Annotated in this window: 12 protein-coding genes; 4 read left to right on the top strand and 8 right to left on the bottom strand. The window is 38.5% G+C overall.

Annotation, left to right across the window (positions count from 1 at the left end; translation table 11 throughout):
- Positions 1 to 25: 25 nt before the first annotated feature.
- A complete protein-coding gene (locus E0409_RS02055) occupies positions 26 to 1,216 on the bottom strand; it encodes an MFS transporter (RefSeq protein WP_131287324.1) in 1,191 nt (396 codons plus the stop codon).
- A gap of 630 nt (positions 1,217 to 1,846) precedes the next feature.
- Between E0409_RS02055 and E0409_RS02060 the strand changes: the two genes are divergently transcribed.
- Positions 1,847 to 2,170, top strand: coding sequence for a pyrimidine/purine nucleoside phosphorylase (locus E0409_RS02060; protein WP_131287102.1), 324 nt, complete (start codon positions 1,847 to 1,849; stop codon positions 2,168 to 2,170).
- 112 nt (positions 2,171 to 2,282) lie between these two features.
- Here the strand turns inward: E0409_RS02060 and katE are convergent, their stop codons facing one another.
- On the bottom strand, positions 2,283 to 4,442 hold the full coding sequence (katE, locus tag E0409_RS02065; protein WP_502699778.1) for a catalase HPII: 2,160 nt from the start codon (positions 4,440 to 4,442) through the stop codon (positions 2,283 to 2,285).
- 58 nt (positions 4,443 to 4,500) lie between these two features.
- Positions 4,501 to 5,913, bottom strand: a complete 1,413-nt coding sequence (locus E0409_RS02070) for an iron-containing redox enzyme family protein (RefSeq protein WP_131287106.1) — start codon at positions 5,911 to 5,913, stop codon at positions 4,501 to 4,503.
- Between the two features lie 239 nt (positions 5,914 to 6,152).
- On the opposite strand from E0409_RS02070, the gene E0409_RS02075 reads away from it, so the two are divergent.
- The 3 genes from E0409_RS02075 to E0409_RS02085 all read left to right on the top strand — a co-directional run bounded on the left by E0409_RS02075 (position 6,153) and on the right by E0409_RS02085 (position 8,903).
- Positions 6,153 to 6,626 carry a CinA family protein gene (locus E0409_RS02075; protein ID WP_131287108.1) on the top strand — a complete coding sequence of 158 codons (474 nt, stop codon included), beginning with the start codon at positions 6,153 to 6,155 and terminating at the stop codon, positions 6,624 to 6,626.
- Between the two features lie 212 nt (positions 6,627 to 6,838).
- The gene (locus tag E0409_RS16450; RefSeq protein WP_165541288.1) at positions 6,839 to 7,144 is read left to right on the top strand and encodes a hypothetical protein; all 306 of its coding nucleotides are present in this window, start codon (positions 6,839 to 6,841) and stop codon (positions 7,142 to 7,144) included.
- A 337-nt stretch (positions 7,145 to 7,481) separates the two neighbouring features.
- Positions 7,482 to 8,903 (top strand): cryptochrome/photolyase family protein, encoded by a 1,422-nt coding sequence (locus tag E0409_RS02085; protein ID WP_131287110.1) that lies wholly within the window; start codon positions 7,482 to 7,484, stop codon positions 8,901 to 8,903.
- Positions 8,904 to 9,196: 293 nt separating this feature from the next.
- Here E0409_RS02085 and urtE read toward each other — a convergent pair whose 3' ends face one another.
- From urtE to urtA, 5 genes are all read right to left on the bottom strand, one after another.
- The gene (gene urtE, locus E0409_RS02090) at positions 9,197 to 9,895 is read right to left on the bottom strand and encodes an urea ABC transporter ATP-binding subunit UrtE (protein WP_131287112.1); all 699 of its coding nucleotides are present in this window, start codon (positions 9,893 to 9,895) and stop codon (positions 9,197 to 9,199) included.
- 10 nt (positions 9,896 to 9,905) lie between these two features.
- Positions 9,906 to 10,733 carry an urea ABC transporter ATP-binding protein UrtD gene (gene urtD, locus E0409_RS02095; RefSeq protein ID WP_131287114.1) on the bottom strand — a complete coding sequence of 276 codons (828 nt, stop codon included), beginning with the start codon at positions 10,731 to 10,733 and terminating at the stop codon, positions 9,906 to 9,908.
- Positions 10,734 to 11,804 (bottom strand): urea ABC transporter permease subunit UrtC, encoded by a 1,071-nt coding sequence (urtC, locus tag E0409_RS02100; RefSeq protein WP_131287116.1) that lies wholly within the window; start codon positions 11,802 to 11,804, stop codon positions 10,734 to 10,736. It abuts the gene before it with no gap.
- A 5-nt stretch (positions 11,805 to 11,809) separates the two neighbouring features.
- Positions 11,810 to 13,480 (bottom strand): urea ABC transporter permease subunit UrtB, encoded by a 1,671-nt coding sequence (gene urtB, locus E0409_RS02105; protein WP_131287118.1) that lies wholly within the window; start codon positions 13,478 to 13,480, stop codon positions 11,810 to 11,812.
- A gap of 86 nt (positions 13,481 to 13,566) precedes the next feature.
- Positions 13,567 to 14,847 (bottom strand): urea ABC transporter substrate-binding protein, encoded by a 1,281-nt coding sequence (urtA, locus tag E0409_RS02110; protein WP_131287326.1) that lies wholly within the window; start codon positions 14,845 to 14,847, stop codon positions 13,567 to 13,569.
- Between the last annotated feature and the right edge of the window lie 417 nt (positions 14,848 to 15,264).

Here is a 15,264-nt window from a genome sequence, read left to right on the forward strand (position 1 = left end):
ATTTATTTAAATGAGGGATTAAAAATTAAGAGATTTTGACCTGAGTAAAATGATTTAAAAAGGCAATCAGCATTAATAAAGCGGCAATCATCCCAAACACAAGGGTGAGTCCCATCATTTCACTAGTCATTCCCACCAAAGCAGGCCCTAATAAAGATCCGCTATAAGCCATAGTCGAAACGCACGATAAGGCTGCTGCTTTGGGCATGACATTTTGACGACCTACACGTGAAAACATTACCGGGACAATATTAGAACAACCTAAACCCAGTAATGAATAACCGAACAGCACAACCATCCAATGTGGCGCCATGACTACAGTGAAAAGACCCAGCGATGCGCAAATTGCACCATATACAATGATATTTTTTTCACCCAGTATTTTTTGCAAGTAATGACCAGCAAAACGACCCGCGGTCATTGCGATCGCAAAGAATGTATAAGCAAGCCCAGCAAATGCCGGCTTTAAGTCATACTCACTCACTAAATAAATACCACTCCAGTCCATGGCTGAACCTTCTGAGAGAAAAGCAATAAAACAGACCAGACCAATCAGTAGAATCAGTGGGCTGGGTAATTTTCCAGGCTTATTCTGTATTTCAGCAGAATTGATTTTTTTATCATTTTCAATCTCAGACAAACTATTCGGAACAGCAATTAAACTGATAATCACCAGTAAAATACAAATAGCCAAAGCACTCAACAGTGGTGATACGCCTATCGCAAGCAATGCCGTAACCGTCATTACTCCCGCCAAACCACCTAAACTGCACATACCATGAAACTGAGACATCATGTTTTTAGCACTATTTTTTTCTACAATGACTGCTTGTAAATTAATCGCAACCCCTAAGCTACCGGCAGCTGTACCAAACAAGAACAAAGCGACTGACATGATCAAGACACTACTGCTCAAAGCAAATGTAGGTAAAACCAGTAATAAGAGTAAAAGTGCTACAGATATAACCGCACGACAGCCAACTTTTTGAATCAATAGCCCTGTTGCCGGCATAGCAATCATGGAACCTAATCCTATACTCAGTAACAACATACCGAAGTCAGCATGATTAAGATGAAGTCGTTGCTGCGCATAAGGAATAAGCGGAGCCCAAGCCGCAGTACTCAATCCTAAACTGAAAAAACACAGCAGTGTGGATAGACGCTGAGCATGATGTTGTTTTGCATGGTCTAGATGTGCTGTTTTGGAAGAAAACATGTGTGAGCCACCACGGTAAGAAAGTTTTGGCATCCCATTCCAAAATAATTTCCATAGAAAAACCCCTGTAGACTTATAGGAAAACCAATAACTATACAGAGGCTAAATTTGGCGAAATTATACACAAAAAAATTGTCAATAAATTGCTTTTTTGAGTATTTGAAAAATGTTTTGTAACTGCCTTAATGACTACAAAAACCACCTGCCTATAAGCTATAGATAAGATCTTAAAATCATGGATTATTTAATCTGAGTACTTAAAATAGAGCTCACTTTTATGAAAGGTTCCGTCATCTCAAATGAGTTGATGGTCAAAAATATTATTTTTGGACTGAAGTAATAAACTTGAAAATTCATTCGCTACACGAGCATTCAAGTGACTACTAGGCATGCTGAGTGTTCAATAATTTAGACTCTACAAGCCAACCTATACATTGGATTTTATGGATTGGTTCTTGGAGGCTTTAAATGCTTGTCTGTGTCAAAGTTATAATTTTTGTGCAAAAAACCACTGTGTTAAATTTACACAATTAAACAAAAAAAATATATATCTTAGGTACATGTTTTTATTCTCATTATATATTCTGTAAGGGCTCAATTATTATAAAAATACCTTTCAGGAGCATCTTAATGTCAACTCAATTCGATTTTGTTTCTGTAGTAAAAAAACCAAATATTTATTTTGATGGTTTATCTATTAGCCGTACGATCCAGTTCAAAAATGGAATAAAAAAAACACTAGGCGTCATTTTACCTACAGAACGACCTTTAACCTTTGAAACATCTGTAGCTGAACGTATAGAAATCATTTCAGGTAAGTGTCATGTTCAAATAGCAAATGACCTAGAGGGTGAGATTTATTATGCGGGACAATCATTTTATGTCCCCAAAAATAGTCGTTTCAAGATTATGACAGATGACGTCTTAGACTATATTTGTCACCTAGAAGACTAAGTTTTCTCATAAATGATGATGTATCACTGGATGGGGAAGCTTTGCTGTTGCCCCATTCAGTGATAATTCGTTCTACATGCGCTTAATAATAAACAGATGCTTTTATAAGCATTTAAGCAGGAATTTCTTCCGCATTTTTTTCCCTTTCCCAAATACGATGATGACGAATTAAATCCTTAAATTTATCCTGTACTGTAGAAAAACTGTCCGTACTCAAAGTCCCCTCATCAGTAACGAGTTGCAGAGTATCAAGCAGTTTTTGCTTATCACCTAAAAATACAATCGGTTTTAAATGCTTATAAGCTTCAAGAATATAATGTTTGGTGACACCATCTTGCTTCACGGCTTCATAGTTATCACCATCTACAACAATCACTGCATCATAAGCGATAGATGGTTCTGCTTTCTGCATACCATTGGAATCCAGTTTGGCTTGTTTGCTATTTAAAACGGCTGCTGGTGTAGGCGTAAGTATATGAGCAACTGCATTTTCAGTTTTAGCCCACTGCTGAATGGCTTCAATATTCTCTTGGTTCACCTTGTCATGAACCAGTACAGCAATTTTTCTGGCTTTTATATCTTCAGAAATAAAAGCCTGCATGGTAAATTTTGCTGATTTTTCTACTGTGGAGGACTTCATATTTTGTGCTGACTCAGGAACTTCAATTCCCAGGTTTTTACCCACTTGTTGAGCTAAATCCAAATCAATATTTGCCAGTACTTCTTGCACTTCCCTTTCTCGGATATGTTTGCGTTGCACTTTACTTAACTCAAAAGTATAGGCATCGACCACATGCTTTTGTTCGTGAGGCGCCAAGCTTCTATAGTACAGACGTGCATGAGAAAAATGATCAGAAAAAGACTCACTGCGTGCACGAATTTTCTTGCCATCAATGCGTTCTTGATAGCTTTCAAAACCACCATTTTCTGCAGTAGGTGCTGTTTCTACCGGCCAGTTATTGTCAATCGAATTCGGTTGATACGATGCCTGACCTTTATGAATCGTGGTTTGATGCATCGCATCTCGCTGGTTATTATGAAATGGGCAAACGGGCTTATTAATCGGCAGTTGGTGGAAATTAGGTCCACCCAGACGGCTCAATTGCGTATCGGTATAGGAAAATAAGCGGGCTTGCAAAAGTGGATCATTGCTAAAATCAATTCCCGGTACAATATGCCCAGGACAAAATGCGACTTGTTCAATTTCAGCAAAAAAATTATCAACATTGCGATTCAATACAAATTTTCCTATGGGGGTAACAGGAACCAGTTCTTCAGGAATAATTTTGGTTGGATCAAGCAAGTCAAAATTAAAATTCATTTCATCTTGTTCTTGTACAATTTGGATGCCCAGTTCCCATTCAGGATAGAAGCCATTTTCAATTGCTTCATATAAATCCCGTCGATGAAAGTCTGGATCCTTCCCTGCCAATTTTTGTGCCTCATCCCACACCAACTGGCTCAAACCTTGTTTTGGTGTCCAATGATATTTCACAAATATGGCTTTACCTTCGGCATTAATCAACCGGAATGTATGCACACCAAAACCCTGAATTGAACGTAGATTGCGAGGAATCGCCCGATCAGACATTGCCCACATCACCGCATGAGCCGATTCGGGAACCAATGAAACGAAATCCCAGAATGTATCATGGGCAGAACCACCCGTAGGTACTTCTGTGTGCGGTTCTGGTTTTACTGCATGGACAAAGTCGGGGAATTTAATCCCATCCTGGATAAAAAAGACCGGTGCATTATTACCGACCAGGTCGTAATTCCCTTCCTGAGTATAAAACTTGATGGCAAAACCACGAATATCACGTACGGTATCTGCTGAACCACGTGGTCCTTGAACTGTCGAAAAGCGTACAAAAATTGGCGTTTGAATCTCGGGATCAGTCAAAAAACTGGCTTTGGTATATTTTTCATTTCCTGCATAAGCTTGAAAATAACCGTGCGCACCTACACCACGCGCATGCACAATTCGCTCTGGTATACGTTCGTGATCAAAATGCGTGATTTTTTCCCGGAGTATGAAGTCTTCTAATAAGGTTGAACCTCGCACCCCAGCCCTTAAGCTGTTTTGATTATCGGCAATTTTTACGCCTTGATTGGTTGTCAGTGCTTGATCAGTGGCATCACTACGGAAGGCATCTAACTGTTGTGTTTTTGCGCTTTGATTTTGTTTATCTAAAGTATCCGTGCCTGCCACTTCACTTTTGTTCGATTTATTGTCCATTTTTTTACCTATATAATTGATCAAAATAATCATTTGAGGGGGATATCGTTTAAATCATCAATAACTGTCAAAACCTTTTATCGATATTCAGCTAATAGGGTGATGAATTTTTATCGCTCAAAAATGGAAAAAGAAAATTGACAAAACGTTGAGTACACCAAAGTCCAATTTCACTGTGGTGGGCATGAGGTGCTAGGTAAGGAAACAATTTATTCATCTTCATCGCGAGATTGCCTGTTGCTGAAATCTGATGTTGAATCTCCTCCAACTCTCCGTCAGACAAGTAACTGAACATAAAATCATTTTTATCAGCAGGATTGATTTTCTGCGTATTTAAATTAAATTTTTTAGAATGCTCTCCTGCAATCCAATCATAAATAATCTGCTTTTCTGTCGAATTAAAGACACCATACATTTTTCCCTCTTCATGACTAATCAACTGCCAGAAGCGACTTTCTTCAGGGTCTTGATCCATCTTGATCCATTGTTTCTCAATCAAGAGTTCTACAAATTCTTCGACTAAATTAGGAGTCGAAAGCCACTCATTTATAGATTTAGAATTCAATTTACATTTATCGCTATGAATCACATTCCCCACTAAAGCTTTACGCTTAAGAGTTTTAACTACCAAAGCTTCTAAATTGAGGTTTTTAATAATCTGTAATGAACTCAATCCTTTATTATTTAAAGCAAAACCCGCCTTTACTTTATTCATAAAGGAATTTTTATCCTTGAATTTACTATAAATTTTCTCAAGTGCTTTAATAGATAAATTTGCATGACCATTATCCATATTGTCTATGGTGATATGCAGATTAAAATATTGGGAATTTATGCCTAATTCTTTAAGCTCGTAATTGGTAATCAGAAGATGTAATGGAAGTTGCTCATATCCCAAATTAAAACCAATAATTTCTGGAATGAATTCTGGTGGAGCGTATGCAAGTGCTAATTGAATTGCAGGATGATGATAATATTCATCTTCTAGTTCTAATACGAAATGTTCTAAGCCTAAATTAAAAAGTAAATCATCAAATAAACAAACATGATTCGATTTAGCCCGTCCTAATCCTAATTCTTCAATATAAATCTGGATTAAGTCTCTGAAAACCGGGTCATTCCAGTATTGGACTATGCTATATAACCATGAACCGTCTACTCGCTTTACCGGAGCAACTTTAATTAAAAATTCAAATGCTTGCCCCACATTTTTAAAATATTCACGCTCTGCTCCGCTATTTCTTCTTTCTTTGTATAATTGATATTCATGACATTGAATTTTATTGTTATTCACAATCCATTGATGAATTTCACCTAAACTGGAAGGAAAATTGGAATGACTCGAATTGAGGGTGTGAATTTCTTTTTTTAAAAAAATAGATGCTTTTCGTTCCTTATCGGGTGTAGAAATATTTGAATCTAGAAAAAAACTCACTAAATCGCAATAACTTTGCTGGTTGTTATCAAGTAAATCTAGCAATTTTTCTTTTACTGCTACTGGCATTTTTATTCTCCACGCGGTAAGTCTGCTATAAACCTAATTTACTAATATGACACGGTGAAAGATTCAAATTGTTATTATTCGTTTAAGTTATGTTTAATTAATTTTTATCTATTTATAAAATTCAATAACTTAACACATATAAATCCAAAAATTTTAATAAAACACAGCTAAAAAAGATATTGTTAATATCCAAATACCTCCTTAAAATAATAGGATTAATTCCAAATAAAGTTATAGATATGTCTATTACTAAATGCTGTAAATTAATAGCCAAAAATAAACTTAATATTACTTTTATTGAAAGTGCTTCTGCAGGTTACTTGGCTTACCGCTTTTCCCTTAGTCCATTTTCGGGTGAAATTTTAAATGGTGGACTGGTTTGTTATGATTTAAAAATAAAGGAAAATGTTTTAAAAATTCCATCAAAAATGATTAAGGAATACACACCTGAATCTTCTAAAATTACAGAAGAACTAATTAAAAAATCAAAAAAAATATTTAAATCAGATATCTATGTTGGATGTACTGGGTTGCTCAAACAGGGTGGTTCAGAAACTAAGGATAAGCCAGTCGGAACATTTTTTTATTCGATTTTGTATAATAATAAAATATATAGTTATCGTTGCTTTTGCAAAGGGAAAAAGGAAGAAAAATTAAAAAAACTGATTAATTATATCTCTAATAGTTTAATTAAAATCATTCAAAACAATTAATTTTTTAGTGTTTATTAATTTTAACTAACTATTCCTTTTCTATGTAATTTATTAATACATTTCCACCATACACCTTGTTTTAAAATAAAATTTATTAAATACTAAACACCATGTAACATTTCTTGGGTTTTTCAATCTAAAATTCATGCTAATAATTATATCTGGTTTATACAGATTTTGGAAACCACTAATATATTATATTGAGGTGTAAAATGAGTAATGTAAATAACCAGCAAGATCAAAATAAGAGTAGCCGCAATAATCCAAATCAACCACAACAGCAAAATGAAAATCAAGGTCAGCAGCAGCAACAAAATAATCCTCAACGTCAACCCAACCAGCAAAACCCGCAAGAACAGCAAGAACAGCAAGAACAGCAAGAACAGCAAGAACAGCAAGAACAGCAACAGCAACAGCAACAGCAACAGCAACAGCAACAGCAACAGCAACAGCAACAGCAACAGCAACAAAATCCTAATCAGCCTTTAAAACATGTAAATGATGATCAGCAGCAATAAATATTGTATTAACGATCAGATTTAAAATTTTCAGCTGGGGAAAGTGTTGAATAGTACTCTCCCATGCGGGTTCAAAAAAATCAGGAGTTAAATAATGGCGACCAATTTAGAAAATCAAAACCGTTCTCAAAATAGTGAATCTGATCAATATTGGCGCGAAAAATAAACCAATCGCCATAAATACATTGGATATGACTTGAGTGATGTGATCAAAACAGATTCAAAAGTAATTTTCATAATAGATCATTTGAAGCATGGACTTGATGTTCATGCTTTTTTTATGCCTCAATATTGCATAGAATCATAACCAATAATCTTCTCGAGACATTATACATCCATGCAATTCATTTGGTTTCGACAGGATTTACGCATTCAAGACCATGCAGCTCTTTGGCATGCCACACAAGCGGGATCCTGCATTGCATTGGTCATCATCTCACCTGAACAATGGGCTTTACACAGTGACGCCGCTGTTAAAATAGATTTTTATTTAAGACAGCTTCAGGCGCTTAAAACACAGCTAAAAACGCTGAATATTCCCTTAATGATTCGGCATATTCCTTTTTGGAAAGATGTTCCGCAAGGCATTTTGCAGCTTGCACAGCAACTCAATATCAATAGCATACATGCCAATATTGAACTGGGTGTAAATGAGTTAAAGCGCGATGCCCAGCTTCAAAAGCTCCTTGATAAATATAATAAATCACTTGAGCTGTATCATGACCGCACTTTATTTCCTGTGGGCAGTATTCGCAATAAGAGTCATCAACCTTATCAGGTTTTCAGCGCATTCAAGAAAAATTGCTATGAACGACTCAGTGTGAGTTTACCGCAGTGTTATCCTCAAATTGAAGTACAGGCTGATCTTCAACTTGACTCTCTCGAGGATGAGCCGGTTTGTACTTTTGCAGAATTATATCCAGATCATCCTTCGATAAAATTACAGGATCGTTGGCCCGTCAGTGAAGAATATGCCCTAACTTTATTGGATGATTTTATCAGTGATAAAGTAATTCACTATGAGAATGAGAGAGACTTTCCTCATCTGGACTCAACCAGCCAATTATCACCCTATTTAAATTTAGGCATGATTTCTATCCGTCAATGTATTCAGGCCTTATTTCATCGACAGCATGGACATTTCCATATAGAACATTTAGGCCAGCAAACCTGGCTAGATGAATTATTATGGCGCGAGTTTTATCAACATATCTTATTTGATTTTCCGCAGGTGTCTAAACATCAGCCCTTTAAGGCAGATACACAAAAAATCCAATGGCGTGACGCACCTGAAGACTTGGCTGCCTGGCAGCAAGGGCAAACTGGTATTCCGATTGTAGATGCAGGGATGCGCCAATTATTGGCAACGGGCTGGATGCATAACCGTGTTCGCATGATCACAGCCATGTTCCTGACCAAAAACCTGCTGATTGACTGGCGATTGGGTGAACAATGGTTTATGCAACATTTAATTGATGGTGATTTGGCAGCAAATAATGGCGGGTGGCAATGGTGTGCTTCTACCGGCACGGATTCAGTGCCCTATTTCCGTATATTTAACCCCATCAACCAGTCGCAAAAGTTTGATGCGAATGGTGACTATATTCGCCAATGGGTTCCTGAACTGGCCCATTTGGATGCCAAAACCATCCATGAGCCTTATGCCAAAAATTCTAATTTGGCTTTAAATTATCCCAAACCGATTGCGGATTTGAAACAAACCCGAATTCGGGCAATTGAGGTTTTTAAAAGTATTTAAATCAATCCGCATGAGTTATTTAAGCTGAAATAGCAGAATCAATACACAATAAAAAATCCCAACATGACTGTTGGGATTTTTTATCTCTTTGCGCTGCCTTACTTCCCTGATCTTAAAACTTATAATTTTTTGTTTTTTGTTCCGGAACATCCTGTTCCTGATGTCTTGATCATAAATAATAGTCTATTTGCAAAATATAAGAGATAGACTTGAATTTCTGTCAGTTAAAACTGACAAAAAATAATTAAATTTTTCCATACAAATTGGAGGTTATTTTTGGCTTTAGTAGAAGGCTAAATCGCCACCAAATCTTTAATTCCTTTCTCAGGCATTTCACTTCCCACACCATGAGCAATCACTTGCCCACGTGCCATGACCGTATAGCCATCCGCGAGTTCTTCAGCGAAGTCATAGAATTGCTCAACTAAAACAATCGCCATTTCCCCACCATCCGCAAGTTTACGAATCACCTTGCCAATATCTTTAATAATCGATGGCTGAATGCCTTCAGTCGGTTCATCTAAAATCAATACACGCGGTTCAGAAGCGAGCGCACGTGCAATCGCAAGCTGCTGTTGTTGACCACCCGATAAATCTCCACCACGGCGATGTTTCATTTCATCCAAGATGGGGAAAATTTCATAAAGATGCTCAGGCACTTTCTTGGTTTTAGCGCCTGAAAATTTAGCCATCCCAATCAGGATATTTTCTTCCACAGTCAAGGTCGAAAAAATATCCCGTCCTTGTGGGACATATGCCAAGCCAGCACGAACACGTTGTTCAGGACTCATTTTTGAAATATCTTTTCCATCTAGCAGGATCTGTCCCGATTTGATTGGCAAGATGCCCATCAAACATTTCAATAAAGTGGTTTTTCCTACTCCATTGCGTCCAAGGACAACCGAACATTCGCCTATAGGGGCTTGCAAGGATACGTCACGTAAAATATGACTGCCGCCATAAAACTGATTGACGTCTTTGACTTCTAACATGGTCTACTCCTTAACGTCCTAAATATTTTTCAATCACATCTTCATTGGCTTGAACTTCTGCCAATGTACCTTCCGCTAAAATTGCCCCTTGAGCCAATACCGTCACTTTTTCGCTGATGCTATTAATGAAACTCATGTCATGCTCCACTACAATCAAGGTATGGTTTTTTTTGAGTTCCAGACAAAGTTCAGCAGTTCGTTCCGTTTCGGCATCAGTCATTCCTGCCACGGGTTCATCTAGCAAAATCAGTTTTGGACGTTGCATCAATAACATGCCAATTTCCAACCATTGCTTTTGACCATGAGACAATAAGCCGGCAGGTTTGTTAATGAATTCTTTTAAACGAATTTGCTCGAGTGACTGTTCCAAAGCAAGTTGAGCATCTGGCTCTAGCCTGCTGAAAAAACTTTTCTTTACCTGTTTATTTTTAGGTGCGGCAAGCAACAGGTTTTCCATCACGGTGAAATTTTCAAACACGGTGGGTTTTTGAAATTTACGTCCAATCCCTGCTTCAGCAATTTCTTCGGTACTCATTTTCGCGAGGTCATAGTTTTGACCGAAAAATGCTGTGCCTTCCGTTGGGCGCGTCTTCCCGGTAATCACATCCATGAGTGTGGTTTTACCTGCCCCATTTGGACCGATGATGCAACGTAACTCACCTTCCTTGATGTAAAGCGACAAATCGTTTAAGGCACGAAATGCATCGAACCAAACACTGACTTTTTCTAAATATAAAGCGATGCCATGGCTAAAGTCAGGTCCTGCTTCTTTTAAACGTCCATAGCCTTCGCCCAGTTGACCGCCATGTTGTTGTGCGTTTAATCCTAAATCTGACATTTAGTTTTTCTCCTTTTTAAAGCGGTCGAACATGCCAATCACCCCTTTGGGGAGGAAAATCGTCACCACAATGAAGAGTGCTCCTAAAATCAGCAACCACGCTTCTGGATATGCCACAGTGAAATAGGTCTTCACGCCATTAATTAAACCTGCACCTAGAATGGGTCCAATTAAAGTTCCCCGGCCACCTGCCGCAACCCACACAGCCATTTCAATAGAATTCACCGGATTCATTTCACTGGGGTTAATAATCCCCGCCTGTGGGACATAAAGCGCTCCTGCAATGCCCGCAATGACTGCAGAAAGTACCCATGCAGACAGCTTGTACCAAAGGGTACGATAACCTAAATATTGCAATCGGTTCTCGCTATCTCGAATTGCCCCCAATACACGTCCATAAGGTTTATTCATTAAATGACGTAAGCCGATAAAACACAGTAACAATACTAAAGCGGTGATAAAGCATAAGCTTGCACGCATTGAAGTAGAGGTAATATCCATACCTAAAATGGTTTTAAAACCGGTAAAACCATTGTTCCCGCCAAAGCCGGTTTCATTGCGGAAGAACAACAATGCGGCTGCGAAAGTCATGGCCTGGGTGATGATGGAGAAATACACGCCTTTGATTTTTGAACGGAAAGCGAAATATCCGAAGATAAAAGCGATAAGTCCCGGAACTAAAATCACCAAGCTGAGTGACCATAAAATATGGTCTGTTCCCACCCAATACCACGGCAGTTCCGTCCAGCTTAAAAAGCGCATAAAGTCAGGTAAACCGTCCCCTGCGGATTCACGCATCAGGTACATGCCAAAGGCATAACCGCCGAGGGCAAAGTACAAACCATGTCCAAGACTTAAAATGCCGGCATAACCCCACACCAAATCAAGCGCTAAAGCCACCAGGGCCAAACACATGATTTTGCCAATGAGGGTCACCCAATAAGCAGAAAGATGCAGACTTGAATCGCTTGGCAATAAATGAAACCAGGGTAAAATCAGCATGATGGCAAAACACACCGCAATGGCCACTGCGCTATAAGGTTTATCGGATAGGAAAGATGTGATTTTCATAGTGCTTACTCCACAAATCGACCTTTAATGGCGAATAAACCTTGTGGGCGTTTTTGAATAAACAAAATCACAAGAACCAGTAAAATAATTTTTGCAAGCACAGCTCCCATTCCAATCTCAAGTACTGTACCGCTGATCCCTAAACCGAGTGCTGCAAGAACTGCCCCCCAGACTTGTCCTACACCACCGATGACAACAACAAGAAAAGCATCAATAATGTAGTTTTGACCCAAGTCAGGGCCAACGTTACCGACTTGCGCCAAAGCACAACCTGCCAGGCCTGCTAAACCTGAACCCAAACCAAAAGCCAGCATGTCGATACGGCTTGAACGAATTCCCACGGCACGTGCCATTTGACGGTTTTGAGTTACAGCACGAACGAATAAACCAAAACGTGTTTTATTCAGTAGATAAACCAAAAACAGAAAAACTGCCACAGTAAAGACGATAATGGCGATGCGGTTATAAGGCAGCATCAGGCTTGGGGTGATTGAAATGCCCCCTGAAAGCCATGAAATATTGGAGACTTCGACATTTTGTGCACCAAAAATCATACGCACCAATTGCATAAGAATCAGGCTGACACCAAAAGTTGCCAATAAGGTTTCAAGTTGCCGACCATATAAGGGACGAATCACGGTTCTTTCAATCAACATGCCAATCAATGCACTGACCACAAATGCTGCAGGAATTGCAGCAATTAAGTACCAGTCGACATATCCTGAAAAATGGGTCTTGAACAGGCTTTGCACCACATAGGTGGTATATGCACCAATCATGATCAGTTCGCCATGCGCCATATTGATGACACCGAGCAAACCGTATGTAATGGCTAAACCTAAGGCAGCCAACAATAAAATACTGGCTGTGCTCAAACCTGAAAAGACATGTCCTGTCCATTCACTGGCTTGAAGTCGGGTTTTTATACTGCTTTTAGCATCCACTAATGCCGCTTTTAATTCTGGATTTAAATTCGGTTGTTGGAGTTCTTGCTCAACCAAAGCCAGTACATCGGGACGATTCGATTGTTTGAGTACTTTTACCGCTTGGATCTTGACCAATACATCGGTACTGCTATAGTCCAAACGTGCTTTGAGTTGTTCTAATCGGGCTTTAACCTTGTTATTCGTTTCATTTAAATACAGCGCATTTACCATTGCTGTATCTAATTCGGATAAATTATTTTCCAAAATATCAATAGCTTCTAAACGCTGAGAAGCATCTTCAGACTGTAATCTTACTTTGGCTTGTCCAAAGCTCAAGGCCTTACGCAAGGTGTTCACCAAGGTGACTTGAGATAAATCTGATGGCCAAGTCTCTATGACTTGTTCATTTGGATAGCTGAATAACTTTTCATCATTTTTTAAAATATAGGTTTGTCCAGAACCATCTGTATACAGTTCATTATTATTTACATAGGCAACCAAACGATCGAGCTCTTCAATGCTGGCTGGCCATTGGTTTAACATATTGCGACGTTCAGAAAATCTCGCATGGACAAATTGTTGGATCGCATCACCCGATGAGGCAACTGCCTTATGCATGTTTTCAGTCTGAGTAATGACTTGAGAATTTTCTGCTGAAGAAGAATTTGGCGTCTCTGCATTCAAATTTTGCAGGAAAAAAAATTGAATAATAATGAATAGAATAGTAGGGTAATTTATTCGATAAATCATGCTAAGCCTCCCTATTAAGTGTTAATCCCATGAGGGAAAAATAAATCAAAAAAGCCTGCTGCACCTGCAACAGGCTTAGGGAAAACTTATTTAGGAATATACGGGCTCCATGGCTCCGCTTTTATAGCATTCGGTGTTTTGTAAACGATATCAAACTGACCATCACCACGAATCTCACCAATCATGACCGGCTTATGTAAATGATGATTGGTTTCATCCATTTTTAAGGTATAACCCGATGGAGCCGCAAAAGTTTGCCCCGCCATTGCTTCACGCACTTTATCTACATCTGTAGTCCCCGCTTTTTCTACCGCTTGCTTCCACATGTTAATACCGACATAGGTCGCTTCCATTGGATCATTGGTTACAACCTTCGCTGCATTGGGGAGCTTGTACTCCACTGCAAATTGTTTGTATTTATCAATAAATTTAGTATTAACCGGATTTTTCACGGTCATGAAATAGTTCCATGCCGCCAAATGTCCCACTAAAGGCTTGGTATCAATGCCGCGGAGTTCCTCCTCACCCACTGAAAATGCCATAACAGGAATATCCGAAGCTTTTATACCTTGGTTACCCAATTCACGGTAAAAGGGTACATTTGAATCGCCATTGATTGTGGAAATGACTGCAGTCTTTTTACCGGCAGCAAATTTCTTCACATTACCCACAATGGTTTGATAGTTGCTGTGACCGAAGGGTGTGTACTCTTCCATAATATCGGCTTCGGCAATACCTTTGGATTTTAAGAATGCACGCAAGATTTTGTTGGTGGTTCGTGGGTAAACATAGTCTGTACCTAACAATACAAAACGCTTAGCGTTACCACCCTCTTCGCTCATAAGATATTCAACTGCGGGAATTGCTTGTTGATTTGGGGCAGCACCGGTGTAGAAAATATTTTTTGATTGTTCTTGTCCTTCATATTGAACTGGATAGAACATTAAGCCATTTAATTCTTCAACTACTGGAAGTACGGATTTACGCGATACTGAAGTCCACGCACCAAAAATCACTGCCACTTTATCTTGAGTGATTAACTGACGTGCACGTTCTGCAAACAAAGGCCAATCGGAAGCAGGGTCAACCACGACAGCTTCCAGTTTTTTACCCAAGACCCCCCCATTTGCATTAATTTCATTGATCGCCATTAAAGCGGTATCTTTTAACGATGTTTCAGAAATTGCCATCGTGCCTGAAAGGGAATGTAAAATACCGACTTTGATCGTATCGCCACTTGTTGCAGCTGCTTTTGCTTCAGGCTGAGTTGCTTCATTTTTTTCAGCAGGTTTTGAGCATCCTGCAAGTGTAATACTTGCCAGTAATGCAGCAGTAAGTAAACTTTTAGAAATCAATTTTTGTTGCATCATCATTTATTCTCCGACCCTTTTTAAGGCATTTTCTTGTAAAGTCAGAATGTGTTATTCAAATAATGTGCCAACTGTGACTATACACACTTAAATAAATGATCATTATAAATGTTAACGATTAAATGGTCGGCGCTTTCTATTCTATGAGCACTAAAATGGAACGAGCGCTACACCATAGAAATGGAATAAATATAAGTAATTGACAGATGATGATGCAGAATTGAAAGTATCCAGGTTGAATTCATTTTTTCAGTAGAGAATAAAAATATTTAAAAAAAATAAAGCCTTATAGTCTCTCCCAAAACTATAAGGCTTAGATCTGTTGCTTCCTCTTCATAACTTACCTTATAAGAAGGTAAGTTATGTGTTTATAATTATTATTATGCGATTTCCATCTATACATGATGGAATTTA

The organism is Acinetobacter sp. ANC 4862 (assembly GCF_004336635.1).
In the GTDB taxonomy this organism is placed as follows: Bacteria; Pseudomonadota; Gammaproteobacteria; order Pseudomonadales; family Moraxellaceae; genus Acinetobacter.